Origin of the sequence: Myxococcus dinghuensis, assembly GCF_024198235.1 — a bacterium.
Lineage (GTDB): Bacteria > Myxococcota > Myxococcia > Myxococcales > Myxococcaceae > Myxococcus > Myxococcus dinghuensis.
In genome coordinates, this window is the sequence record NZ_JAKCFB010000055.1 from 19,748 (window position 1) to 44,237 (window position 24,490).

The 24,490-nt window shown below is 72.4% G+C and carries 23 protein-coding genes; 10 read left to right on the plus strand and 13 right to left on the minus strand.

Annotation, left to right across the window (positions count from 1 at the left end):
- Positions 1 to 4: 4 nt before the first annotated feature.
- Positions 5 to 1,096 (minus strand): uroporphyrinogen decarboxylase/cobalamine-independent methonine synthase family protein, encoded by a 1,092-nt coding sequence (locus tag LZ198_RS38720; RefSeq protein WP_253977188.1) that lies wholly within the window; start codon positions 1,094 to 1,096, stop codon positions 5 to 7.
- A gap of 132 nt (positions 1,097 to 1,228) precedes the next feature.
- Between LZ198_RS38720 and LZ198_RS38725 the strand changes: the two genes are divergently transcribed.
- The gene (locus LZ198_RS38725) at positions 1,229 to 1,825 is read left to right on the plus strand and encodes a hypothetical protein (protein WP_253977189.1); all 597 of its coding nucleotides are present in this window, start codon (positions 1,229 to 1,231) and stop codon (positions 1,823 to 1,825) included.
- Positions 1,826 to 1,847: 22 nt separating this feature from the next.
- On the opposite strand, the gene metH is transcribed toward LZ198_RS38725, so the two are convergent.
- Together metH and LZ198_RS38735 are read right to left on the minus strand one after the other, a co-directional pair.
- On the minus strand, positions 1,848 to 5,363 hold the full coding sequence (gene metH / locus LZ198_RS38730; RefSeq protein ID WP_253977190.1) for a methionine synthase: 3,516 nt from the start codon (positions 5,361 to 5,363) through the stop codon (positions 1,848 to 1,850).
- Positions 5,360 to 6,256 (minus strand): ArsR/SmtB family transcription factor, encoded by an 897-nt coding sequence (locus tag LZ198_RS38735; RefSeq protein ID WP_253977191.1) that lies wholly within the window; start codon positions 6,254 to 6,256, stop codon positions 5,360 to 5,362. The genes metH and LZ198_RS38735 overlap by 4 nt, the downstream gene beginning before the upstream one ends.
- A gap of 85 nt (positions 6,257 to 6,341) precedes the next feature.
- On the opposite strand from LZ198_RS38735, the gene LZ198_RS38740 reads away from it, so the two are divergent.
- On the plus strand, positions 6,342 to 7,229 hold the full coding sequence (locus tag LZ198_RS38740; protein WP_407667500.1) for a patatin-like phospholipase family protein: 888 nt from the start codon (positions 6,342 to 6,344) through the stop codon (positions 7,227 to 7,229).
- A 9-nt stretch (positions 7,230 to 7,238) separates the two neighbouring features.
- Here LZ198_RS38740 and LZ198_RS38745 read toward each other — a convergent pair whose 3' ends face one another.
- The 4 genes from LZ198_RS38745 to LZ198_RS38760 all read right to left on the minus strand — a co-directional run bounded on the left by LZ198_RS38745 (position 7,239) and on the right by LZ198_RS38760 (position 9,622).
- Positions 7,239 to 7,829 (minus strand): hypothetical protein, encoded by a 591-nt coding sequence (locus tag LZ198_RS38745; RefSeq protein WP_253977193.1) that lies wholly within the window; start codon positions 7,827 to 7,829, stop codon positions 7,239 to 7,241.
- Positions 7,830 to 7,879: 50 nt separating this feature from the next.
- On the minus strand, positions 7,880 to 8,323 hold the full coding sequence (locus tag LZ198_RS38750) for a CoA-binding protein (protein WP_253977194.1): 444 nt from the start codon (positions 8,321 to 8,323) through the stop codon (positions 7,880 to 7,882).
- Positions 8,320 to 9,207, minus strand: a complete 888-nt coding sequence (locus LZ198_RS38755; RefSeq protein WP_253977195.1) for a hypothetical protein — start codon at positions 9,205 to 9,207, stop codon at positions 8,320 to 8,322. Before LZ198_RS38755 ends, LZ198_RS38750 begins: the two co-directional genes overlap by 4 nt.
- Before the next feature lie 97 nt (positions 9,208 to 9,304).
- Complete coding sequence (locus tag LZ198_RS38760; RefSeq protein WP_253977196.1) at positions 9,305 to 9,622, minus strand: DUF2795 domain-containing protein; 318 nt, start codon at positions 9,620 to 9,622, stop codon at positions 9,305 to 9,307.
- Between the two features lie 197 nt (positions 9,623 to 9,819).
- On the opposite strand from LZ198_RS38760, the gene LZ198_RS38765 reads away from it, so the two are divergent.
- The 4 genes from LZ198_RS38765 (at position 9,820) to LZ198_RS38780 (ending at position 13,195) form a co-directional block, all read left to right on the plus strand.
- Entirely contained in the window at positions 9,820 to 11,394 is a 1,575-nt protein-coding gene (locus LZ198_RS38765) for a YiiX/YebB-like N1pC/P60 family cysteine hydrolase (RefSeq protein ID WP_253977197.1), read from the plus strand.
- Positions 11,395 to 11,402: 8 nt separating this feature from the next.
- Entirely contained in the window at positions 11,403 to 11,678 is a 276-nt protein-coding gene (locus LZ198_RS38770; RefSeq protein WP_253977198.1) for a hypothetical protein, read from the plus strand.
- 84 nt (positions 11,679 to 11,762) lie between these two features.
- Positions 11,763 to 12,587 carry a SirB1 family protein gene (locus LZ198_RS38775; RefSeq protein WP_253977218.1) on the plus strand — a complete coding sequence of 275 codons (825 nt, stop codon included), beginning with the start codon at positions 11,763 to 11,765 and terminating at the stop codon, positions 12,585 to 12,587.
- A 50-nt stretch (positions 12,588 to 12,637) separates the two neighbouring features.
- Positions 12,638 to 13,195, plus strand: coding sequence for an NUDIX hydrolase (locus LZ198_RS38780; RefSeq protein ID WP_253977199.1), 558 nt, complete (start codon positions 12,638 to 12,640; stop codon positions 13,193 to 13,195).
- A 21-nt stretch (positions 13,196 to 13,216) separates the two neighbouring features.
- On the opposite strand, the gene LZ198_RS38785 is transcribed toward LZ198_RS38780, so the two are convergent.
- From LZ198_RS38785 to trxB, 4 genes are all read right to left on the minus strand, one after another.
- Entirely contained in the window at positions 13,217 to 13,477 is a 261-nt protein-coding gene (locus LZ198_RS38785) for a hypothetical protein (RefSeq protein ID WP_253977200.1), read from the minus strand.
- 209 nt (positions 13,478 to 13,686) lie between these two features.
- On the minus strand, positions 13,687 to 14,133 hold the full coding sequence (moaC, locus tag LZ198_RS38790) for a cyclic pyranopterin monophosphate synthase MoaC (RefSeq protein ID WP_253977201.1): 447 nt from the start codon (positions 14,131 to 14,133) through the stop codon (positions 13,687 to 13,689).
- Positions 14,130 to 15,317 carry a trans-sulfuration enzyme family protein gene (locus tag LZ198_RS38795; RefSeq protein WP_253977202.1) on the minus strand — a complete coding sequence of 396 codons (1,188 nt, stop codon included), beginning with the start codon at positions 15,315 to 15,317 and terminating at the stop codon, positions 14,130 to 14,132. Before LZ198_RS38795 ends, moaC begins: the two co-directional genes overlap by 4 nt.
- A 111-nt stretch (positions 15,318 to 15,428) precedes the next feature.
- On the minus strand, positions 15,429 to 16,391 hold the full coding sequence (gene trxB, locus LZ198_RS38800; protein ID WP_253977203.1) for a thioredoxin-disulfide reductase: 963 nt from the start codon (positions 16,389 to 16,391) through the stop codon (positions 15,429 to 15,431).
- 75 nt (positions 16,392 to 16,466) lie between these two features.
- Between trxB and LZ198_RS38805 the strand changes: the two genes are divergently transcribed.
- The 4 genes from LZ198_RS38805 (at position 16,467) to LZ198_RS38820 (ending at position 20,249) form a co-directional block, all read left to right on the plus strand.
- Complete coding sequence (locus LZ198_RS38805; RefSeq protein WP_253977204.1) at positions 16,467 to 16,925, plus strand: Crp/Fnr family transcriptional regulator; 459 nt, start codon at positions 16,467 to 16,469, stop codon at positions 16,923 to 16,925.
- Positions 16,926 to 17,090: 165 nt separating this feature from the next.
- The gene (gene radC, locus LZ198_RS38810) at positions 17,091 to 17,861 is read left to right on the plus strand and encodes a RadC family protein (protein ID WP_253977205.1); all 771 of its coding nucleotides are present in this window, start codon (positions 17,091 to 17,093) and stop codon (positions 17,859 to 17,861) included.
- 2 nt (positions 17,862 to 17,863) lie between these two features.
- The gene (locus LZ198_RS38815; RefSeq protein ID WP_253977219.1) at positions 17,864 to 18,118 is read left to right on the plus strand and encodes a DUF3006 domain-containing protein; all 255 of its coding nucleotides are present in this window, start codon (positions 17,864 to 17,866) and stop codon (positions 18,116 to 18,118) included.
- Positions 18,119 to 18,158: 40 nt separating this feature from the next.
- Positions 18,159 to 20,249 carry a RecQ family ATP-dependent DNA helicase gene (locus LZ198_RS38820; protein ID WP_253977206.1) on the plus strand — a complete coding sequence of 697 codons (2,091 nt, stop codon included), beginning with the start codon at positions 18,159 to 18,161 and terminating at the stop codon, positions 20,247 to 20,249.
- An 18-nt stretch (positions 20,250 to 20,267) separates the two neighbouring features.
- On the opposite strand, the gene LZ198_RS38825 is transcribed toward LZ198_RS38820, so the two are convergent.
- Positions 20,268 to 20,600 (minus strand): hypothetical protein, encoded by a 333-nt coding sequence (locus LZ198_RS38825; protein WP_253977220.1) that lies wholly within the window; start codon positions 20,598 to 20,600, stop codon positions 20,268 to 20,270.
- Positions 20,601 to 20,641: 41 nt separating this feature from the next.
- Positions 20,642 to 24,355: a tetratricopeptide repeat protein gene (locus LZ198_RS38830; protein ID WP_253977207.1), complete on the minus strand. Its 3,714-nt coding sequence runs from the start codon at positions 24,353 to 24,355 to the stop codon at positions 20,642 to 20,644.
- Positions 24,356 to 24,490 lie beyond the last annotated feature (135 nt).

Sequence of the window (24,490 nt, forward strand, 5' to 3'; positions counted from 1 at the left end):
GCGCTCAGTGGGGCGGGGGTGAGTGCAGCAGGGGGCGCTCCGCGTCGAGCGCCCCGCGCAAGCGCCGCTGCGCCACCTTCAGCTCCTCGAGGATGCGCTCGGCGTCCTTCACCGAGCGCATCGCGAGGCCACACGCGGGCGTCAACAGCGCGGTGGACACCGCCCGGGGGAAGCTGAAGTCCCGAGGCAGCGCCGCCTTCAGCGACGCCTCCACCGAGTCCGCCAGCTCCGTCACCTCGTACGTCGACGCGAGGTCGGTGGGGATGATGCCCAGGCTCAGCGTCGCGCCGGACTCCAGGAAGCGCTCCAGCGCTTCGCGCTCCTCCAGCATCGCGTCCAGCGACAGCCGCACGTCCAGCGACAGCAGGTCCGGCTGGACGTCCAGCAGCGCGCCCCAGTCCGTGTTCCCGCAGCAGTGCAGCCCCACCAGCGCGCCCTCGCGCTGCAACGCGACGACGAGCAGCCGCAGCTCCTGGAGCGCCAGCAGGTGACGCGGCTGGATGCGCTGGAAGGCATAGAGGCCCGGCTCGTCCAGGTAGAACAGCGGCGTGGTGCCCATGCGCCGCAGCGCCTTCACCATCGCCAGCGAGCGCGCCAGCACCAACCGGTAGATGGCCTGGTCCAGCCCCGGCACGTCCAGCGGTGAGAGCCCCGTGTTCGTGCGCGCCACCGAGCGGACCGTGAAGGGGCCGGCGAGCTGCGCCTTGGCGAAGGCGAGCTTGCGATGCTCCACCTCCCACAGGAACGGACGCCACGCGCGGCACGCCTCCGGGGTGGGCTCGTACGCCTCCAGCCTCCCGGCGGCCAGCGCCTCGTCCAGCCGCGCCTCGAACGCGCCCCGCCCGGCCTCCCACTCCGCGAGGTCGACGGTGCACAACCCCTCGTCGTCGAAGCGCAACCCGGGCAGCCCCTCCAGGGCCGCGGGAATCATCAGCTCCGAGGGCTTGCCCACCGGTAGCTGCGGCAGGAACGGGATGTCCATCGACAGGGCCACCTGGAGCCCCAGCTCCACCTGCGTGTGCGGCAGGCTGCCGATGCCCGTGGTGGCACAGGCGGGCAGGAGCTGGACGGCTCGGCGGATGTTGGGCGCGTTCATGGCGGGCGAGTCTACCCGCTCCCCCCACGCGCGGGGCGGCTCGGGATGGCCTGGGCGCCGGCTCCACCTCGCCCCGTCCGATTCCATCCTTCCCAGGGGCCCCCAGGGCGCCCGGTGGAGGAGGGACACGGCATGGCACTCCCGATTTGGCGGACAGGCATCCTGGCGACGACCCTGTGGGCCGTCCCCTCGCTCGCCCAGGACGTCCCTCGCAAACGTCAGCAGCCCGCGCCGGACTTCGGGGCCCCCGGCCTCACCGTCCGCAGCGGCCTGTCCCTCTACACCGGCAACCTGGGCGCGCAGACCGGGCTGGGGACCTTCTTCGCCCTCCAGGCGGATGCCCAGGTCCTGAAGGCGCTGGGCGTGGAGGCGGGCTACGAGGGCTCCGCCAACGGCTTCGCGGACATCCCCAACGCCACGCTGTGGCGCCACAACGTGAGCGCCGTGGCCAAGCTGGGGCCCACCGTCCGCGAGCGCTGGAAGCCCTTCCTGGGCGCGGGCGTGGGCGTCAGCTTCCTGGACCCGACCGCCGAGGCCAACCGCGACGGCTTCGACGACACCTTCATCGCCGAGTTCCCGCTCACCGCCGGGCTCGAGTACCGCTACAACGGCGTGACGGCGGGCGCGAGGGCCACCTTCCGCGTCCTGACCGGCGGCGGCTGGGGGCCCCGCCACGAGGACGACGGGAACCTCTTCAACGCGGGGCTGAGCCTGGGAAGCCGCTTCTGAGGCGGCCTCCCGGGGGCGCGCCTCACGTCACGGAGAAGTACGACGCCTGCGGGTGGTGGAAGACGAGGGCGGAGACGGACGCCTCCGGCTCCATCATGCAGCCGTCGGTGAGCTGCACGCCGATCTCCTCCGGCCGCAGCGCGGCGAACAGCTTCGACTGGTCCTCCAGTCGGGGACACGCGGGGTAGCCGAACGAGTAGCGCTTGCCCGCGTACTCCGCGCGGAAGCGCTCCAGCATCGTCATGTCCGGCTTGTCCGGCGTGCCCCACATGCTGCGCAGCTGCGTGTGCAGCAGCTCCGCGTAGCCCTCCGCCGTCTCCAGCGCGAGCGCCTGCACCGCGTGCATCTTCAGGAACTCCCCCTTGGCCTTGAGCGACTCGGCCAGCTCGCGGATGCCCGAGCCCGCCGTCACCACGAACATGGCCACGTTGTCCGTCGGGACGCCCTTCTCCAGCGGGCGCAGGTAGTCCGACAGGCACAGGCCCCCGTCACGGTCCTGCCGGGGGAAGTCGAAGGAGGCGGCCTCCCGGCCCGTCGTCCCGTCGAAGAGCACCACGCGGTTGCCGTCCGCGCCGGCCTTGAAGAACTGGAACACGGCGCGCGCCTGCATGAGCCCGTCGCGCAGCAGGCCCTTGAGCTCCTCCACGGCCTCCTTGAGCGCGAGCGCCTTGCGGCCCTCCTCCGTCTTCGCCAGCTCCGCTTCCGCGGCCGTGCCCAGCGCGCGCGCCGAGCCGCGCAGGCCCAGGTGCCGCCCGTACAGCATGACCGGGTTGATGAACTTCCAGATGTGGTCCAGCGGCGTGTTGGTGAGCACGTGCCGGTCCCAGTCCGGCGCGGACGGCACCGTGTCCAGCACGCGGATCTCCGCGCTGCGCGGACGCACCACCACGGCCTCCGCCCGGGGGCGCTCCTTCACCTCCTGCGCCAGCTTCACCCGCCGCTCCGCCAGCTCGCCGCGGAGCCGCTCGTGCGAGGACGGGTCGACGATCTGCTTGGCCAGGTCCAGGCCGCTCATCGCGTCCTGCGCGTAGGCCACCGTGCCGCCGCCGTAGGCCGGGGCGATGTTGCGGTCCACGAAGTTGCGGCTCAGCGCCGCGCCGCCCACCAGGATGGGCGTCTCCACGCCCGCGCGCTTCAAGTCCTCCGCCGTCGCCACCATCTGGTGCGCGCTCTTCACCAGCAGGCCCGACAGGCCGAGGATGTCCGGCCGGTGCTCGCGCACCGCCTGCACCAGCTGCTCCGGCGGCACCTTGATGCCCAGGTTCACCACCTGGAAGCCGTTGTTGGCGAGGATGATCTCAACCAGGTTCTTGCCGATGTCGTGGACGTCGCCCTTCACCGTGGCGAGCACCACCTTGCCGCGCGTGGCCGTCTGGCTCGCGCTCATGTGCGGCTCGAGGAAGCCCACCGCCGCCTTCATCGACTCGGCGCTCTGGAGCACCTCCGCGACGATGAGCTCGTTGGCCGCGAACAGCCGCCCCACCTCGTCCATGCCCTTCATCAGCGGGCCGTTGATGATCTCCAGCGGCTTGTACTTCGCCAGCGCCAGCTCCAGGTCCGCGAACAGGCCGTCGCGCGTGCCCTCGATGATGTAGCGCTGCAGCCGCTCCTCCAGGGGCAGCGTGCTCACCTGCACCTTGGCCGCCTTGCGCTCGCGGAAGTGCGCGGCGAACGGCGTCACCGGGTCCTGCCCCCGGTTGTAGAGCAGGTCCTCCGCCAGCTTGCGCTCCTCCTCGGGCAGCGACGCGTAGCGCTCCAGCTTCTCCGAGTTGACGAGCGCCATGTCCAGGCCCGCCTGCACGCAGTGGTACAGGAACACGGAGTTGAGCACCTCGCGGCCCGCGGTGGGCAGGCCGAAGGACACGTTGGAGATGCCCAGCACCGTGCGGCACTGCGGGAAGCGCTGCTTGATGAGGCGCACGCCCTCCACCGTCTCCACGCCGCTGCCCGTGTACTGCGCGTCGCCGGAGGCGCACGGGAACACGAGCGGGTCGAAGTACAGGTCCTCCGCCTTCATGCCGTACTTCTTCGTCAACAGCTCGAAGGAGCGCTCGGCCACCGCCAGCTTGCGCTCGCGGGACACGGCCATGCCCGTCTCGTCGATGCAGCCCACCACCAGCGCCGCGCCGAAGCGGCGCGCCAGCGGCACCACCTTCTCGAAGCGCTCCTCCCCGTCCTCCAGGTTGACGGAGTTGATGATGGCCTTGCCCTGGCTGTACGTCAGGGCCATCTCGATGACGTCCTCGTCCGTGGAGTCGATCATCAAGGGCACGCGCACCTTCTTGACGACCACCTCCAGGAAGCGGCGCATGTCCTCCTTCTCCTCCCGGTCCGGGTTGGCCAGGCAGATGTCGATGACCTGCGCGCCGCGCTTCACCTGGGCGCGGGCAATCTCGGACGCGTCCTCCACCTGCCCCGCGACGATGAGCTCCTTGAACTTCTTGCTGCCGATGACGTTGGTGCGCTCGCCGACGATGACCGGGCGCAGCTCGTCCGTCACCTCCAGGAAGTCCACGCCCGACAGCGTCGAGCGCGAGCGGGCCGCGGCGACACGCGGCTTCAGCCCCTTCACCGCCTGCGCCAGCGCGCGGATGTGGCCCTCGTGCGTGCCACAACAGCCCCCCACCACGTTGAGCCAGCCCTGCTCACAGAAGCGCGTGAGCGAGCGGGCGATCATCTCCGGCGTCTCCAGGTAGTGCCCGTTCTCGTCCGGCAGGCCCGCGTTGGGGACACACGACACCGGCGCGGACGTCAGCGCGGACAGCGACCGGAGGTGGTCCGTCATGAAGTCCGGGCCGGTGGCGCAGTTGAGCCCCAGGTACAACAGCTCCACGTGCTCCAGCGACGCGGCCAGGCTCTCCACGCTCTGCCCCGCGAGCATCGTGCCCATGGGCTCGATCGTCCCGGACACCGCCACCGGCAGCGAGTAGCCCAGCTTGCGGAACGCGCGCTGGATGCCCAGCAGCGCCGCCTTGATGTTGCGCGTGTCCTGGGCCGTCTCCACCAGCAGGTAGTCGGAGCCGCCCAGCGCGAGCCCCTCCGCCTGCACGGCGAAGTTGTCCACCAGCTCCTCGAAGGTGATGCCACCCGTCACGCTGATGGCCTTCGTGGTGGGGCCCACCGAGCCCGCCACCCAGCGCATGCGCCCGTCGCGCGCCTCGGCCGCCTCCGCCGCCTTGCGCGCCAGCCGCGCGGAGGCCTCGTTGATTTCGAGCGCCTTGTGCCCCAGGCCGAACTCGTTGAGCACCACCGGCGTGCCACCGAAGCTGTCCGTCTCCGTCACGTCCGCGCCCGCCGCGAAGTAGCGCGCGTGGATGTCCTCGATGACGTCCGGCCGCGTCAGCACCAGGTGCTCGTTGCAGCCCTCGTACTCCGGCCCACCGAAGTCGGCCGCCTTGAGGTCCTTGTTCTGCAACAGCGTGCCCATGGCGCCGTCGAGCACCAGCACGCGCTCGCGCATCGCGACGCGCAGCGCCTCCACGCGACGTCCATTCTCCCCGGGCGGGGGCGGAAGCACTGCGGCGGAATGGGTCGTCATGATGGCTTGACTCCGGTCAACAGGAAGACGCGGAAGGGGCTCGCCCCGTCACGCGCGTGCGTCTCTCGGGAGAGGGACTGGAAGCCCTGCTCGCGCAGCGCCCCCTCCAATCCCTCGGGAACGAAGCCCAGGTGGCGGTGGCCCAGCCGCTCCACCACCCAGCGCTCGTCGTGCGGCATCAACTCCAACAGCACCAGCCGGCCGCCCGGCTTGAGCAGGCGCGCGGCCTCCGCCAGCACCGCGGCCGGGGACTCCACGTGGTGCAGGCTCTGCGAAATCACCACCAGGTCCATCCGCCCCGCCCCGAGCGACAGCCGCTGCAGGTCCTCGCAGAGGAAGGTGACGTTGGTGGCCTCCTCGCGACCGGCGCGCTCCCTCGCCTGCGCCAGGGCCTCCGCGTTCTGGTCGATGGCCCACACGTGCCGCGCCCACCGGGCGATGGCCACGCTCAGGACGCCCGTGCCGCAGCCGAAGTCCGCCACGTCCAACGGCGGGAGCAGCGACGCCAGGGCGCCCGCCCACAGGAACCACGACTGGCCCGGCTCCAACAGCCGCTCGTTGAGCGCCTGCCGGTCCTCACGCGCGCGGAGCAGGTCCTTCAGCCGGGCGGAGTCCCCCGCCTCGTCCTCCGCCTCGCGCGCCAGGCGGATGAGCGGCCAGCGGGCGTCCTCCCCGTCCAGCGCGAGCGAGTAGTAGCTGTAGCCCGCCTGCCGCTCCTCGCGGATGAGCCCCAGCCCCTTGAGCTTGCCCAGGTGGTGCGACACCGACGACTGCGCCACCCCCACCAGCGACACCAGTTCCGTCACGTTCAGCGGCGCCTCCGACACCAACCGGAGGATGCGCAGCCGCGTCGGGTCGCCCAGCGCCCGGAAGGATTGGGACAGCGTCTCCATATCGCCGCATCAACATACGTCGATACCGGGCCTGATGACCAGTGGACTTTCGACGCGCTGCATGGCGGCCACCGGACAGTGGTAGATGTGGGACATGGCGTCTCCCACTCTGCATCAGCTCCTCGAAGGCAAGCGGTTCGGCCTGGTCCTCTCCGCCGGTTACTTCGGCTTCTATGGGCACGCCGGCTTCCTCAAGGGGCTGGCGGGCGCGGGGCTCAAGCCCCAGGCGTACGCGGGGACGTCCGCGGGGGGCATGGTGGCGGCGTACGCGGCGGCGGGCATGCCGGTGCACGCCATCGAGGAGCTGGTGCTGCGGCAGACGCGGGCCAACTTCTGGGACCCGGACCCGATTGGCGCGGTGCTCAACGCGGACTCCAGCGGCCACGGGCTGACGGGCCTGCTCAAGGGCGAGCGCTTCCGGCGGCTCCTGGAGGACACCCTGGGCGTGCGCCACTTCGAGGACCTGCCCACGCCGCTCCTGCTGGTGGGCGCCAACCTCACGCTGGGCACACACGAGGTCTTCACCTCCGGCGAGCTGGCGCCGCGCGTCCACGCCACCTGCGCGTACCCGGGCCTGTTCCGCGCCGTGCCGCTGGACGGCAACCTGTATTGGGACGGCGGGCTCGTGGACAAGGCGCCCGCGCTGTCGCTGCACGACAGCGACATCGGCAAGGACCTGGACGCCATCCTCGTGCACTTCCTGCCCAGCAAGACGCGCAAGGTGGTGGGCGGCCCGCTGGCGTACGCGCAGGGCCTGGCGGCGGGCTCGGCCGCGCTGCGCCGCGACCACTTCCGGCTCCAGCTCCAGCTGCTGGACGGGCGACAGGTCCCCGTCTACGTCGTCGTCTCCAACCTGCCCCCGGTGACGCCCACCACCATGGAGCGCGGCTTCGACGCGCTGGACCAGGCGCGACTGTCCGCGGAGGTCGCCCTCTCGCGGCCGCCCGTGCCCTTCGCCCAGGCGCAGTGGTGAAGCCGCGGCCTACGTGCTCGCCGCGCGGGTGACGGGGAGCCGGCGCAGGACACGCTGGCGCACATCCTCGATGAACGCCTGCTTCTGCTCGGCGCTGGCTCCCGCCTCGAAGCGCAGGCCCAGGCCCTCCGCCACGGCCTCCAGGTAGAGGCCACACGCGTCCTGGGCGGTGCCCCTCCGGTCGACGAACAGCGCGCGGCACGGCGGGCAGTAGTTCACCACCCACACGCGCTCGCCGTCGGGGATGTCGACCTCGACGGGGCCGCCGTCGAACGCGTCCTCGTCGAACGGGCGGATGGCCCAGATGCCCAGGCGATCTCCGTCGTCCATGAGCAGCTCGCGGTAGTTGAGCCCCGGCTGGAACTCCCACGCGCCCCAGTCGTACCTCGCCAGCAGGGTCTGGACCCGGCGCGCGCGGCCCCGCGCGTCCTCGAAGTCCTCCGGGGCCCCGGGCGCGTCGGCCTCGCGGAAGAAGAACAGGTCCAGCACGGCCTCGTCGTTGCCGATGCCGGACTCCTCACACTCCTGGCCTCGCGCCTCCCCACAGTCATAGCTGGTGGGGGTGTCGCAAACGCTGCAGCGGTAGTCGTGGACGCCCATGTGGCCCCGAGCCTAGCAAGGCCCGGGGCCCACACGCGCGACGCGGCCCGTCACCGCGCGCCGTAGCGCCGGTGGTCCACCATCAGGCAGCGGTCCTGCACCACCTGGATGCCCGCGCGCGCCAGCTTCTCCGCCGCCGAGTCGTTGCGGATGCCGGACTGGAACCACACCACCCTGGGCTTCTTGGCGATGATGTCGTCCACGTGCGCGTCGATGTCCTGGGGGCGCCGGAAGACGTCCACCACGTCCACCTCGCCGGGCACGTCCACCAGCCGCCGGTACACCGGCGCGCCCAGGATGTGCGTCACGTCCGGGTAGTAGACGGGCACCGGCACCACCTCCACGCCCGCGCGCGCCAGGTAGTCCGGCACGTAGAAGGCGGGCTGGCCCGACTGCTGCTCCGTCTTCATGCCCAGCACCGCCACGCGCCGGGCGTGCTTCACCACGCGCGCCACGCCCGCTTCGTCGTGGATGAGGTTGTCTTCCCAGCTCATCGCGCCTCCTCTTGCAGTCCCTGCGCTCGCGACTCCGTCGCCACCGTCCACGCCGCGCCGTCCACGCGCGCCTTCACCGTGAGCTCGCGGCTCACCGGCACGAAGCGCCCGTAGGCCACCACCTGCGTCCCCTCGCACGTCACGCCCGGCGTCAGCTCCGGACGCCCCGCCGCCACCCACGCGTCCGTCAGCTCGTCCGGCGCGTCCTCCGCCAGCGCGTCCAGACACCGGAAGCCCAGCACCACCGCGTCACCGTACTCGGTATCCCGCGTGCCTTGCACCGTGCGCTCCAGCACGTACGCCAACTGCACCCCGGCGCCCACCGGCAGCACCTCCACCGCCCACGTCCGCTGTCCCTCGGAGAGGTTTCGCTGGAGCAGGCCGCCGTACTTCGCCTCCCACTCGCGCCGCGTACGCGCCTCCAGGGCCTCCGGCGCGAAGAAGCGCTCCAGCGCCTGCGCCGTGGGCCCCGCCGGCACCACTTGACGCACCGCGTCCTGCGCGGCCTCCGGGGACACCAGCTTGATGAAGGCGCCGTCCGCGGCCAGCCGGAGGCGCAGGGTGAAGCGGGACAGCACGTCATCCACCCACGTCTCCACCTCCGCCCCGCCGCGCGTCTGTCGCGAGCGCGTCACCGCCTGCGTCAGGAGCCAGCCGCCGTCGGCCGGGGTGAAGCGGGACTCGGTGGTCAGCTCCGCCTCCTCGCGCAGCACGGAGCCGTCGCGCTCCACGGCGCGGCTGGCGCGCTGGGATTCGGTGAGGACCCGGTCCACGGGCGGCCGGAAGTCGAGCCGCACCGCGCGCGTCGCCGGGAGCGCGGCGGCCACCGTCAAGGGCGGCCGCGCCCCCTTGCCACGGCAGGCGGAGGTCAGGGACAGCAACACACAGCACACCAGGAGGCAGGGACGCATGCGCCCGCGAACGCTGGCAGAATCCGCCGGCGCCCGCGAGCGCTTCCGCACCACCCTCCCACGAGGTGTCTCAGGGGTGGCGCGACTGGCCGTCCGGCGCGCCCTCCACCAGGTCCCGGCCGATGTTGCTCCGGTCCCTCCGGGCGCCGTCGTCGTCGGGCAGGTTGCCGCTCGCCGCCCGCCGCGACGCCTCCGCCAGGTCGCGTTGCACGTCCTCTTTCGACGCGTACTCCGTGCGCGGCAGGCACTTGAGCACGTTGATGATGGTGACGGGCGCGTCGCCGTCCTCGGCGGACTCCACGAGCTCCTCCCGCGTCGCCGGGTAGTCCACCGCGTCGAGATGCGGGGTGATGGAGCGCCCGGGGTCCTCCGCCGTTCCGAAAGCCATCGTCCTTCCGCCTTTCTGCCCGGCCGTCGCGGGTCGGGCGCGCCTCCAGTGGCTGCTCCAAACGTGGGGATGGCCTCCGCGTCCGACCACCTGGCCGTCCCCCTCTCCGCCCCCGCCCGGCCAGGGGAACAGCCGCCCGGGGCGTTTGCCGGTAGAGTCCCCCCTCCGTCGCCATCCGCCGTCCGGAGCCCTCTTCCATGCCCGCCGCATCCCTGCTGCTCGCCTGGCTCGTCACCGCCGCCCCCACCCCTCCGGCCTCCGCCGCGCCCCGGGACATCTACGCGCTCGACGACGACGCCTTCGTCGCCCAGGCCCAGCGGGACCTCGCGCAGTTGGAGCGCTACGCCCAGGGCCTGCGCCGGCTGCAGGAGGACGTGAAGCAGTCGCGCGCGGTCTACGCGCAGAAGCAGAGCGTGCCGTACACGCCGGACCAGAAGCAGCTCCTGCTCACCACGTGGGCCGCCTTCTTCGACTACTTCGTCTCCACGGAGGTCATCCGCCAGCGCTACTGGGACTTCCTGAAGGTGCCCGCGCTCACCCAGCCGAAGAAGCACGCCTGGGGCTTCCTGCTCACCCACGGCGCGCTCACCACGGAGCTGGCCCACGGCCTCACCTACGCGGACGTCACCGGGGGCCGCAAGCAGTTGGAGGTGCTGCTGGACGAGCCCACCCCCGAGCACGGCCTGCCCGCGCGCGCCTTCGCCCGCTTCAAGGAGAAGGTCATCCATGTCGCCACCACCACGCAGTTGTACACCGGTGACATGTACAAGGAGCAGTTGCGCCCACTGCTGGTGAAGGCCGGGGCGCTGGACTCGCCGCGCGTGCCGTGGCTGCTCCAGGAGATGAAGCTCAACAGCGAGGTGGCCCGGGGCCTGCTCCAGAAGCGCGGCGCCACGCTCTTCGCCAAGGCCGCCGCGGACATCACCCAGGACTCCGCGCAGCGCGCCTTCTTCCCCGTGCAGCGCGCGGTGGCCGAGTGGATGGGCGACACCCGCGTGCACCGCGTGGGCGAGCCGCTCATCACCCGCGAGCAGGTGATGGCGGTGCTCGCGCGCATGGAGCCGGGCGACATCCTGGTGGCGCGGCAGAACTGGTATCTGTCCAACATCGGCCTGCCGGGCTTCTGGCCCCACGCGGAGCTGTACGTGGGCACGCCCCCGCAACTGGCCGCGTACCTCGACGACGACGCGGAGGTGAAGGCGTGGGTGGCCACCCTGCCCGGCGCCCCCGCCACCTTCACCGCGCACCTGGCCCAGGCCTTCCCCGCCAAGTGGGCGGAGTACGCAGGCAAGGACGCGCACGGAGACCCCATCCGCATCATCGAGTCCATCAGCGAGGGCGTGTCCTTCACCGGCCTGGAGCACGGCATGCGCGTGGACTACCTGGGGGTGATGCGGCCCCGCCTGTCACGCCTGGACAAGGCGCGCGCCATCCTCCGCGCCTTCACCTTCCAGGGCCGCCCGTACGACTTCGACTTCGACTTCTTCTCCGACCAGACGCTGGTGTGCACGGAGCTGGTGTGGAAGTCCTATGCGCCGGCCAAGGACACGCGCGGCCTGTCCATCCCCCTGGTCAGCGTGGCCGGCCGGCGCACCCTGCCCGCCAACGAGCTGGTGCGCCTGTTCGACGCGGAGTACGGCAAGCCGGACCGCCAGCTCGACTTCGTCGCCTTCCTGGACGGAAGAGAGGGCCAGGGCGACGCGAAAGAGGCGGACGAGGCCGCATTCCGTTACAGCTACCGCCGCGCCAAGTGGGACATCGCCCAGGAGTAGACACTCACATGACGGAAGAACTGGCCCACACCCTGCTCGAGCTGTCCGGCCCCCTCTTCGAGCGGATGATTGCGCAGCAGCAAGCCAAGGTGCTGCGCCTGGCCCGCGAGGCCGTCCCCAACATCACCCCCGAGGAGGTCCGCAACCCCCATGACTTCCCGCAACTCAAGGAACACCCGACCTTCGAATTCGAGGACGGGCTGCTGGCGGGGTTGATTGCGGCCCAAATGGCGCTCCGCGCGGAAATCAAGGGGAGGCTGCCCTATGAGCCACCGACCTTCTGATGCTCGGCCGCCTGCCTTTGCCGTCCGTCCCGGTGTGGGTTAGTGGTTGCCGCCGTGAGCATCCCCTCAGGATTCAGCCCGCCGCTGGCCCGTGAACGGTTGGTGTCGGCGCTGGCCGCGGAGCCGCCCCGCCTGGACCTGGCGGCGCTGGCCATCGCGACGCTGCAACAGCCGGAGCTGGACGCCTCGGCGTGCCTGCACGTCCTGGACGTGCTCGCGTGCCGGGTGCAGGTGGAGATGGAGCGGCTGACGGACCGGGGCGAGGCGCTGGCGCCGCTGAGGGCGTTGCGCCACGTGCTGTCGGACATCGAGGGCTTCCGCGGCAACGCGGAGGACTACCACGCGCCGGAGAACAGCTTCCTGGACCAGGTGCTGGAGCGGAAGGTGGGCCTGCCCATCACCCTGTCGGTGGTCTACCTGGAGGTCGCGCGGCGCGCGGGCATCCCCCTGTACGGCGTGCCGTTCCCCGGGCACTTCCTGGTCGCGCACGACGCGGGAGACCACAAGCTGGTGATGGACCCGTTCCACGACGGCGACATCCTCACCGAGCACGGCTGCGAGGAGCTGCTCAAGCGCGTGGCCCCCCAGCTCAAGTTCGACCGGGCGATGCTGGCGCCCGCGCCCGTGGAGCTGATCGCCTACCGCATGCTGTCCAACCTGCGCCGCGTGTACCTGGGCCGCGAGGACCAGGAGCGGGGGTTGGCGGTGGTGGACCTGCTGCTGCTGCTGGCGCCGGACCACCCGGGGGAGCTGCGCACGCGCGCGGGGCTCCTGGCCAACCTGGGCGCCTACCGCGCCGCGCTGCGCGACGTGGAGCGGTGCCTGGAGCTGTCGCCGGAGGCGCCGGACCGCGAGCGCCTGGAGCTGACCGCCCGCGAGCTGCGAGAGCGCGCCTCGCTGCTCAACTGACGCGAGGGGCCCCTCCCCGGGCCCCGCACCGCCGAGAAAGGCCTTCGTCCATGTCCACGACCGTGAAGCCCTGGCCGCGCCTGCGCCGGGGGTTGGAGCACGACTACCGGGTGCTGAAGGTGCGCGAGGACCGCTGGGTGGACCCTCGCACCCACCAGGAGCACGGGCGGGTGAACCTGGACTGCGCGGACTGGGTCAACGTCATCGCGGTGACGCCCGACGAGCAGCTCGTCCTGGTGCGCCAGTTCCGCTTCGGCGTGGGCGCGACGACGCTGGAGGTACCCGGCGGCATGGTGGACCCGGGCGAGGCCCCGGCCGCCGCCGCCGCGCGCGAGCTGGAGGAGGAGACGGGCTACGTGGCGGGCCGGCTGGTGCCGCTGGGCGCCGTCCACCCCAACCCCGCCATGCAGACCAACCAGTGCTTCAGCTTCCTGGCGCTCGACTGCGTGAAGGCGCATGCGGGCCAGCAGGACGAGGGCGAGGACATCGCCGTGGAGCTGCACCCGCGCGCGGACCTCCCCCGGCTCGTGCTGGAGGGCCACATCACCCACTCGCTGGTGGTGGTGGCGTTCTTCCTGGAGCGGCTGCGCGCGGAGGTCGCCCGGTAGCAGCGGGGCCCGCCTGACGCCTCAGCGGCGTTCGCAGCCGCAACCGCACGCGTCGAAGAAGGGCGTCTCGCCCGGCGCGCAGACGAACAGGGTGAGCTTGCAGCTCTTCGGGTCGGTGGAGATGGAGCGCCGGCCCGCGCCGCTGGCGCAGCGGGGGCGCGCGTCCTCGGCCACGAGCGTGCGCGCGCCGGTGGACTCCTCCCCGGAGAAGACGCCACACCCCGTGGCGAGGACCGCGGCGAACACCGCCAGGGTGGAACCGGACCGCCTGACGATGTGCACCTGCCCGACCTCCTCCACGGCCCCTCGCGTCCGCGCCCGTGGGAAGCCCAATCTGGTGGCCGTCCCCGACAAGGGGGAAGCCCCGGAGGGCACGGCCTCAGGCAGGGGCGTGCGCGGGGCCACAGTCGCGGCGTCGGGGGGTGGACAGCCCTCCACCACCCGGGCCGGCGGTCTCGGCGGCCCCACCGGGCATGCGGGCCACCGCGAGGTCAGGACGGACCGGACTCGCGCTCCCAGGTCCCCGAGCGTCCCCCCGACTTGTGCTCGAGCTGGACGGCGTCGAGCACCATGCCGCGGTCCAGGCTCTTGCACATGTCGTAGACGGTGAGGGACGCCGCGCACGCGGCGGTGAGGGCCTCCATCTCCACGCCGGTGCGGTCCACCGTGCGCACCGCGACGCGCACCGCCAGGCCCGCGTCGACGGGGGACACCGTCACCTCCACGCCGGACAGGGCGATGGGGTGGCACAGGGGGATGAAGTCCGGGGTGCGCTTGGCGGCCATGATGCCCGCCAGCCTCGCGGCGGCGAGCACGTCGCCCTTCTCCACCGTGCCCGCGAGGATGCGCTCGCGCGTGGACGACTGCATGCGCAGCAGCGCCGTGGCCACCGCGACGCGCTCCGTCTTCGGCTTGTCGCCCACGTCCACCATCTTCACGGACGCACCGCCTTCGCAACGGCCTGGAGCAGGTCGTCGGCGATGTCGTCCGGGTCCTCCAGGCCCACGGAGACGCGGATGAGGTTCTCGCGGATGCCCGCCGCCTCGCGCTCCTGGGGCGTGAAGCGGCGCGCGCTGGCGCTGGCCGCGTGCATCACCAGCGTGCCCACGTCGCCCAGGGACGGGCCCGGCAGGCACAGCGCCAGCGCCTCGAGGAAGCGCATGCACCGCTCGCGCCCCACCCCGCGAATCTCGAAGGAGACCATGGGGCCGAAGCCGCCCTGGAGCATGCGCCCCGCCACCGCGTGGTCCGGGTGCGAGGCCAGGCCCGGGTAGATGACGCGCTCCAACAGCGGCGAGTCCGCCAGCCGCCGCGCCACCTGGGCCGCGTGCTCGACGTGGGCCTTCATCCGCACCGGCAGGGTGCGCAGGCCGCGCAGCGTGAGCCACGCCTCGAACGGGCCCAGCACGTCGCCGGCGAGCACCCGCGCGGCGCGCAAGGGGGCGATGCGCGCGTTCGACCCGCTCACCGTGCCGCCCAGCGCGTCGCTGTGGCCATTGAGCCACTTGCTGGTGGACTGCACCGCGTAGTCCGCGCCCAGCTCCAGCGCGCGCTGCCCCACGGGCGAGGCGAACGTCGCGTCCACCGCGAAGGCCGCGCCCACCGCGTGGCTCGCCTCGGCCAGGGCCTTCAGGTCCGGCACGCGCAAGAGCGGGTTGGTGATGCTCTCCGCCAGGACCAGCCGCGGCTTCAGCTCGCGGAGGCGCGCGGGGGCGGAAGGGTCCGCCAGGTCGAGCGCATGCAGCTCCACGCCCAGCACGGCGCACAGGTTCTTGTAGAGCGCGCGCGTGACGCCGTAGCCGTCCGCGGGCATGGCCAGCCGGTCTCCGGCCCGGAAGCCCTGCGCCTCGAAGAGCGAGCGCAGCGCGGCCATGCCGCTGGCGTACGCCACGCAGGCCTCGGCGCCCTCCAGCGCGGCCACCGCCGTCTCCAACAGCGTGGTGTTGGGCGCGCTGATGCGGGCGTAGGCGTAGTCCTTGCCGTCCAGCGCGGCGTCCAGGTCGTCGCTGCTGTCGAACCAGTTCACCGCCGCCGGGTGGATGGCCGGCGAGACGGGGATGGCCTTGCTCCCGGTGAGGCGGTTACCGGCGTGCACCGCCACCGTCTTCAGCTTCGTGCTCATGGGGCTCTTCTTCCGTCGTCCGCGGGTCGATGAGACGGGGGCCGGCCCACGCGTGGTGGAGCCGGCCCCTGGATGTCCTGCTTGCGCTGCGGTGTCCGCCAGCGCGCGCGGCTACTCGCCGTGCTCGATGAGCCAGCGCTCCGCGTCGATGGCCGCCATGCAGCCGGTGCCGGCGGCGGTGATGGCCTGACGGTAGTAGCTGTCCTGGACGTCGCCACACGCGAACACGCCCGGGATGTTGGTGCGGGTGCTGCCCGCCACCGTCTTCAGGTAGCCGCCCTGGTGCGTCTCCAGCACGCCCTGGAACAGCTCCGTGTTCGGCGTGTGACCGATGGCCACGAACAGGCCCGTCACGTTGAGCAGCTGGCTGTCGCCCGTCTTCAGGTTGCGCACCACCGCGCCCGTCATCCCCTTGGCGTTGCCCACGACCTCCTCCACCGCGGAGTTCCACAGGAAGGAGATCTTCGGGTTGTTCAGCGCGCGCTCCTGCATGACCTTGGACGCGCGCAGCGAGTCGCGGCGGTGGACGAGGGTGACGTGCTTGACGATCTTCGCCAGGTACGTCGCCTCCTCCATGGCCGTGTCGCCGCCGCCCACGACGATGACGTCCTGGTTCTTGAAGAACGCGCCGTCACACGTGGCGCACGCGGACACGCCCCGGTTCTTGTAGGTGTCCTCGCCCTTGACGCCCAGCCACTTGGCGGTGGCGCCCGTGGAGATGATGACCGTCTCCGAGCGGTAGCTGACGCTCTCTCCCTCGATGAGGAAGGGGCGCTTGCTGAAGTCCACCTTCACCACGTTCTCCATGTGGATGACGGTGCCGAAACGCTCCGCCTGCTTCTGGAAGCGCTCCATGAGCTCCGGACCGGTGATGGCCTCCGGAAAGCCCGGATAGTTCTCCACGTCCGTGGTCACCATCAGCTGGCCGCCAGGCACGCGCTGAGGGTGGTCCAGCGTGGGACCGCCCGCGAACACCACCGGTTGCAGGTTGGCACGAGCGGCATAGATGGCCGCGGTGTAGCCCGCCGGCCCCGAGCCGATGATGGTCACCTTGTTGATCTTCTCCTCCGCCACGGTGGCTCCTCCCTCTCCTGATTGAGGCCGCGAAGGTACCAGAGGCCCTCGGGCGCGTGATACGAAGCTGGCCTCATGGATGCCGAGCTCCTCAAGAAGGTTGCGCTGTTCGAGGGTTTGACCCAGGGACAGCTCGCCAAGGTGGCGCAACTCGGCCACTCCAGGGACTACCCGGCGGGCGCCTTCTTGTTCCGCGAGGGGGAGGTCGGCCACGAGATGTTCGTCCTCTCCCAGGGCAAGGTCCGCATCTCCAAGACGGTGCCCGGCATCGGCGAGGAGGCGCTCGCCATCCTGGAGCCCGGCCAGTATTTCGGCGAGATGGCGGTAATCGAGGACTCCCCCCGCTCGGCGGACGCCATCGCCCATGTGAGCTGCCAGGTCTGGGTCATCGAAAGGTCCAAACTGGACCAGCTGATGTTCACCGACAAGGACCTGGCGTACGTGCTGCTGTGGACGTTCGTGCGGACCCTGAGCGAGCGGCTTCGCGAGACGAACGACAAGATCAAGGCCTTCTTCGCCCTCTCCCGCTTCTGAGCCCCCACTCGGCGCCCCGCCCCTGCGGGCCATGGGGACCGTCCAGCGGGTGGGCCTTCCACGCACAAGTCGAGACGGGTCGGTCTCCGGCGCTCCGAGTCGAGCGAGCGGGCACGTGCCTTGCTCTGCCCTGTCCGTGACAGGTGGGCGGCGGCGGGGTGGTGCATGGGCGGGGCGTGCGAGGGCGGCGGGGTCGTGGGCGAGGGGTCGGTGAGGGGCGAGTCCCCCGGCGACGTGGAGCAGGCGCGCGAGCGGCTGTTCCGGCTGGGGGCGCAGGCCCTCACCGACCCGGAGCTGTTGTGGATGGTGTGGGGCGGCGCGGCGGCGCGGGCGCGGGAGGGGCTCGTGGCCCCGGGGGCGCTGCTGGCGCGTGTCGGCGGGCTGCGGGCGCTGACGCAGGCGGAGCCGGTGGAGCTGTGCGGCATGCCGGAGGTGGGGCCCACGCGCGCGGCGCGGCTGTTGGCGGCGCTGGAGCTGGGGCGGCGCGTGCAGCGCTCCCCGGAGCGGCGGCCGAAGCTGCGCACGCCGCGGGAGATCCACGCGTACCTGGGGCCGCTGTTGGGGGCGCTGCGGCGCGAGGTGTTCCACGTCCTGTGCTTCAACGCGCGCAACGTGCTGGTGCACGACGCGCGCGTGGCGGAGGGCACCATGAACGCGTGCCCGGTGGACCCGCGGGAGGTGTTCACCGCGGCGCTGGTGTCGAGGGCCACCGCCATCGTCCTGGCGCACAACCACCCGTCGGGAGACCCGGAGCCGAGCGTGCAGGACGTGGCGCTGACGCGGCACCTGATGTCGGCGGCGCGGCTGCTCAACCTCAAGGTGCTGGACCACGTGGTGGTGGGGGATGGGCGCTACGTGTCGCTCCTGGAGCGGGGGCTGATGCCGGAGGCGGACTTGGAGGCGGGGCGTGCATGGGGCGCGGCTGGAGGGGACTGATGATGGTGGGGAGCGTGGTGGGGTCGAGCGGGGCGGTGCAGGTGGACGTGCTGGAGGACGCGCGGGCCCGGGTGGTGTGGCTGGAGACCGGCCAGTCCTGCACGGTGGAGCGGCACACGCTTCCGGCCGACGTGCGCGAGGGGGACGTGGTGGTGGACGGGCGGACGGAGCCGGAGGCGACGGCGCTGAGGCGCCTGGAAGTGGCCCTGAGGAGGGCCCGCCTGGCCGTCCCCGTGCCACCGGGGCTGGAGCTGTGAGGGACGGCATGGGGCCGTTTCCGTTGACGGCCGGGCCAGGATGGTGAACATGCGCGCGATGCCGTTGACCCTGCCCTATCTCGAGCAAGCCCAGCAGGGTCTGGTGCGCCACTTCGGCCTGTCGACGTTCCGGCCGGGGCAGGCGGAGGTCATCTCCACCGTGCTGAGCGGTCGCAACACGGTGGTGGTGATGCCCACGGGCGCGGGCAAGAGCCTGTGCTACCAGCTACCGGCCACGCTGCTGCCGGGGCTGACGCTGGTGGTGTCACCGCTCATCGCGCTGATGAAGGACCAGGTGGAGCAGCTCGCCGCGCGGGGCATCTCCGCCACCTTCATCAACTCCTCGCTGACGGACCTGGAGCGCGCGGAGCGGATGCGCCGGCTGCGCGCGGGTGAGTACAAGCTCCTGTACGTGGCGCCGGAGCGCTTCCGCAGCCCGAGCTTCGTGCAGACGATCCAGGACGTGGGCGTGGACCTGTTCGCCGTGGACGAGGCGCACTGCATCTCGCAGTGGGGCCACGACTTCCGGCCGGAGTACGCGCAACTGGGGCAGGTGCGAAAGCGCCTGCGGCCTCCGCGCACGGTGGCCCTCACCGCCACGGCCACGCCGGAGGTGCGCGCGGACATCATCCGCGTGCTGCTGATGAAGGAGCCCCGGGAGTTCGCCATGGGGTTCGACCGGCCCAACCTCTTCCTGGGCAAGCAGGAGGTGGGCGGGGACTCGGACCGGCACGAGGCGTGCTCGCGGCTGGCGCAGTTGGGTGGCAGCGGCATCATCTACTGCTCCACGCGCCGGGCGGCGGAGGGCGTGTTCTCGGAGCTGCACGCGCGCAAGGTGAAGGCGGTGCTGTACCACGCGGGCATGGACGACGACGCGCGGCGCCGGGCCCAGGACACGTTCATGTCCGGGCAGCAGGCGGTGGCGGTGGCCACCAACGCCTTCGGCATGGGCATCGACAAGCCGGACATCCGCTTCGTCGCGCACGCCAACATCCCCCGCGCCGTGGAGGCGTACTACCAGGAGATTGGCCGTGCGGGGCGCGACGGCGGGGACGCGCGGGCGGTGCTGCTGTTCAACCACTCCGACGTGTTCACCCAGGAGCGGCTCATCCAGGGCAACCACCCGTCGGAGGCGGTGCTCGCGGACGTGTGGAGCGTGCTGCAGTCCGTGGAGGAGTTCGAGAAGGGCGTGCACGCGCTGGCCGGCATGGTGAACGCCAGCGAGTTCGAGATCTCCGCCGCGCTGCGCATCTTCGAGCGGGACGGGAAGCTGGAGCGCGGAGGCCGGGGCGAGGGCGAGCACGGGGTGACGTTGACGGAGAAGGCCCCCGCCGCGACCCCTCACGCGCCGGACGCGCAGCGGCTGCTCAAGTCGCTGCTGGAGACGTTCCCCGTGGGGCGGCAGGTCACCACGGAGCTGCCCATCCTCGCGCGCCGCACGGGGCTGTCGGTGGACGAGGTGCGCCACGCGCTGGGCCTCCTGGAGAAGTCCGGCGTGGCGAAGGTGCGGCGGCCCTTCTCCGGACGCTCCATCCGCGCCCTGGCGCGCGTGCCCTTCCGCGAGCTGGGCATGGACCTGAGCCGCGTGCGCGAGCAGGAGCGACAGAACCTGCAGCTCCTGCGGCGGATGACGGACTACGCCTACGCGGACCGGGACCAGCGCTGCCGCCGGGGCACCCTGCTGCGCTACTTCGGCCAGGAGGGCGTGGAGGCCTCCTGCGGCAACTGCGACGTGTGCGCGCCCGGGAAGATGCCCACGCTGCTGCCGGGGGGCCCCGCCGCCGCGCGGGCCCGGTCCGCCGCGGCGGCCGCGCCGGTGACGAACTACAGCGAGCTGGCCTCCACGGAGCTGCGGCGCTGGCGCAAGGAGCTGTCGAAGGACCTGGGGGTCGCGCCCTTCATCATCTTCAACGACGCCACGCTCCTGGGGTTGGCGGCGGCGCTGCCCATCGACCGGGAGTCCTTCCTCACGGTGAAGGGCACCGGGGAGAGCCGGTGGGAGCGCTTCGGGCCCAAGGTGGTGGAGATCTGCCTCATGGCCCGCGCCGCGGGTCATGAACCCCAGGCCGCGCCCATGAGCCCCGGGCGCGCCCGCAAGCCCCGCGTGCGCAGGGCGGGGAGCGGGGACTGAGGAACGGCGGGGCGGCCGCTACGGCCCCCCGTGCCGGCGCGCCGCGCTCCGGGCGAGGAGGTAGCGCAGGCCGCCCATCAGCGTGCCCACCACCAGGGCGAGCAGGAAGATGACCACCACCGTGGTGACGCCGAAGACGAGGCGCACGCCGAACTCCGGGATGTGCCCGGAGAAGAAGGCGGCGCGCAGCGGCTCCATGGCGCCCACCAGCTCCAGCGCCCGGGCGGGCAGCGAATCCAACGAGAGCGACAGTCGCTGGAGGAAGCGCGAGGGCCAGCGGTTGAGGGCGATCTCCACCACGAGCCCCACCAGCAGGTAGAGCACCGACAACAGGAAGGCGTTGCCCCACATGATGCGGAGCAACGGATATTCGGGTCCCGGAGCGTGGTTCTTCACGGCGAGCGGGCCGCCTTCTTCTTCAGCGCGGGCAGGGCCTTCTTCACGCGCCCCGCCTCGTCCGCGTCTCCCGCGAGTTCGAGGAAGGCCTCGTAGGAAGCCACCGCGCGGGGGAGTTCCACGGAGTCACGGACCAGCACGTCGGCCAGGGCCAGGTGGGCCATGCCGTCGGTGGGCTCCAGCTCCACGGCCTTGGCCAGCGCCGTCTTCGCTTCCGCCTCCTTGCGCTGCTTCAGCGCAACGAGTCCCAACGCCAGATGGGAGCGGCCCTCGAAGGGCGCCAGCCGCACCGCCTCGTCCGCGGCCGTGCGCGCCTCGGCCAGCGCGCTCCCGCCCGCGCCCAGCAGGGCCCGCGCCATGGCGGCCTGGGCGAACGCCTTGTCCCAGGCGGTGGGCGCGCGCGCGGCCAGGTCCTCCAGCGTCCTGGCGGCCGGGCGACCTCCACCGGGGAGCTGCGTGTACAGCTCGCCCACCCGGCCGCACGTGGCGTCCGGACCCTCGCGCCGCGCGGCCGCGAAGGCCGCGTCCGCGTTGTCCACGTTGCCCTGGCGCAGGAAGGCGTGGGCAATCTCGCAGAAGGTGTCCGGGTCCTTCGGGTCCAGCTTGTTCGCGCGCTCCAGGGCCGCGAAGCCGCCCTTCGCGTCACCCGAGGAGAAGAGGATGGCGGCGCGCACGCGGTGCGCCTCCGCGTCGTCCGGGGCCAGCTTCGCCGCGCGCCCCACGGCGGCCTCGGCGTCCTTGCGGCGGCCGGAGTGGAAGAGGGCCAGCGCGAAGCCCTTGTGCGCGGCGGCGCTGCCCGGGTTGTCCAACTGCCACGCCTCGAACTGCTTGAGGGCCTCCGGGGTGCGCCCCAGCGCCAGCAGCGTGCGGCCCAGCGCGTCGCGCGACTCGCCGTGCGAGCCGTTGCGCTCCACCGCCTGCGTCAGCGGCTCGAGCGCCATGTCCGGCAGGCCACGCGAGAGCAGCAGCCGGCCCAGCGAACACGAGGCCTCGTAGTCGCGCGGGTCCTTCTGGGCCTCCTGGAACTGCTTCTGCGCCTTGTCGAGCGCGCGCTCGCGCCAGTACACCTGCCCCAGCGCGATGCGCATGTCGTTGCGCGGGCGCTTCGAGGACAGCAGCGCCTTCTCCAGCAGCTCGCGGGCCTGGACGGCGTTGCCCTCGGCGGCGTCGGCCAGGGCCAGCAGCGACACGGCCTCCGGCGGGTAGCGGTCGTTCACCCGGGTGCGCGCCAGCTCCGCGCGCGCCTTCTTCCAATCCCCCAGGCGCGCGTAGGCGGCGCCGCGCACCATGGCCACCTTGCGCCCGCCGTCCGCCTCCAGGCGCGTCAGCACGTCGCGCTCGCGGTCGCGGTCCAGCAGCGTCCGCCCCAGCCCCTCGCGGGCCTCCTCGCTCTTCGGCTGGGACTTGAGCGCGGCTTCGTACGCGGCCTGCGCCGCGTCCAGCTTGCCGGCGGCGCGGCTCGCGGCGGCCAGCGCGAGCTGGAAGTCGAAGGCCAGCGGACCCTGCGCGCCCTTGCCGAGCAGCGCCCGCGCCTCGTCGTGGCGGCCCGCGGCGGACAGGAGCCGGCCCTGCGTCAGGTCGAGCCGGGGCTTGAGCGAGGCGGGCAGCAGCGGGTCCTTCGACAGCGGCTCCACGTCCGCCAGGGCCGCCGCCAGGTCCTGCTCCAGCGCCAGCCGCGCCTCCGCCTGGCCCAGCCGCGCCACCGGGTGCGAGGGCGAGCGGGTGCGCGCCTTCTCGAACATCTCGATGGCGTGCGGGAAGTCCTCGGCGCCGAGGTAGTAGCCGCCCAGCGCCACCAGCGCGCGCACGTTGGACGGCGAGGCCCGCAGCGCCCGGTCGAAGTGCTCCAGCGCCTTCTTCTCGTCCTTGGCCGCCAGGTAGAGGCTGCCCGCGAGCGCCTGCACCTCCGTGCCCTCCTCCGTGGCGGCGAGCAGCGCGCGCCGCGCGGGCTCCCGTCCCCGGTCGTCCGCGACGAGGACGTTGGTGGCCAGCGCCAGGCCCGGCGCGGACTCCTTCACGCCCGGCTTCTCCAGCGCCTCCAGCGCAAGCTGCCGGTCCTCGGGGGACATGCCGTGGTCGGCGAAGCGCAGCGCGCGCGCCCACGCGGTGAGCGCCCACGCGCGGCTGCTGCCGTCGTCCATGTCCCGCGCGCGCGCCAACTGCTCCAGCGCCCCGTCCAGCGAGGCCCGCGTGTCCTGGGTGATGAGGTCCTCGGCCCGGCCCAGCGCCTCGTTGAGCGTCTGGCCACCCGCGTTCGCGCGGACCTTGAGGAAGCCGACGACGACCACCACGAGCACCAGCGCCAGCGCGACGCTGCCGGCCACCTTCACGCCGTTGCGCTTGAGGAACGACGTCTTGGCCGCCTCGCGCGCGAGCTTCTGGCGCAGCTCCTTCTCGTAGGCGGCGGTGAGCGCCTCGGTGTCCTGCTTGGGCGCCTTCGCCTGGGCGGCCGCGGCGGACGCCTCGGCGGCGTCCGGGATGTCGTCGAGCAGCGAACGCTTCGACCCCGCCCCCCGCGCCGGCTGGGGCGCCCGGGCGACCACGGCCGCCTTCGCCGTGGGCTCCGGCGGCGGCAGGTCTCCGAGCAACCCTCCGCTGGACGCGGCCGGGATGACGGGCTTGGCCGTGGTGAACTCGCTCGAGCGCAGCAGGAGCAGCTCCTCCTCGGAGGGCTCCGCCGCGGCGGGGACCACGGGCTTGGCCGTGGTGAACTCACTCGAGCGCAGCAGCTCCTCCTCGGCGGACGCCGGCTCCTGCCCGCCCGCCGCGTCGCGTCCGCCCGCCTCTCGCTCCTCCGAGGACAGGTCCACGTCCGCCGCGCCGGAGGCCTCGCGCCCGGCAGCTCCGTCCGCGCCCGCTTCCTGCTCGCCGGCCCTCGCGGCGGCATCTCCCTCCGCCGGCGGCGAGTCGTCCTCGTCGGACAGCGACAGGTCGAGGCTCGGCAACTGCGACCCGAGCGACGACTCCGGCACCGACCGGTCGATCAACCCCAGCGAGTCCCGGACGACGGGCTGCGCGGAGGGCTCCTCCTGGGGAGCCACCGGGGGCGTGACACTGCCCTGCCCCGCCGCGCTCGCCAGGTCGGCGGCGGCGCGGGCCGTGGGCACGCGGGTGCCGGCCGCGGGGGTGTTGGCGGCCTTCTCCACGTCCCCGAGCGCCGCCGCGCGCAGCCGCGCCGCGGCCCTGGGCGCCACCGTGGGGTGGACCGCCGTGGCGTCATCGTCGGGCTTCGCGCCGACGTCCGCCTCCGGCTCCGCGGGACTCTCCAGCCCCATCAGGTTCGCGAACACCGGCGCGGGACCACCGGCCAGGGCCTGCTGCGCCTGCTCCAGCCACACCTTCACGCGGCCGTCGTTGGGCTGCAGCGCCACCGCCTTGCGGAGGATCGGCAGCGCGGAGCGGTACAGGCCCCGCTGCAGCAACACCTCGCCAATCAGGTTGTAGGCGTAGGGGTTGTCCTTCTCGATGGCGATGGCCCTGTCGAACTGCTCCATCGCCTCCGCGGGACGCCCCAACTGGATGAGGGCCTTGCCCCACAACACCCGCCCCACCGTCGAGGACGGGTGGTGGGCAATCCCCTGCTCACACACCTCGATGGTGCGCGCCGCGTCCCCCTTCTCCAACAGGGCCTTGGCCAGCTCGACGAAGACGGATGAGGTGGGGTCCTGCCGGAGGAGCTGCTCGTATCGCTCCACCATCGACTTGGCCATGTGTGCTCGCGACTCCGGTACTCGGGCGGGGAGCCGGACCATAGCACCGCGACCTCGTCGCGGGCTGCCACCGGGTGCTACCGTCCCCGGTCGTGAATCGCCTGCCAGCCCTCCTCCTCGCGCTCTGCCTGGGCG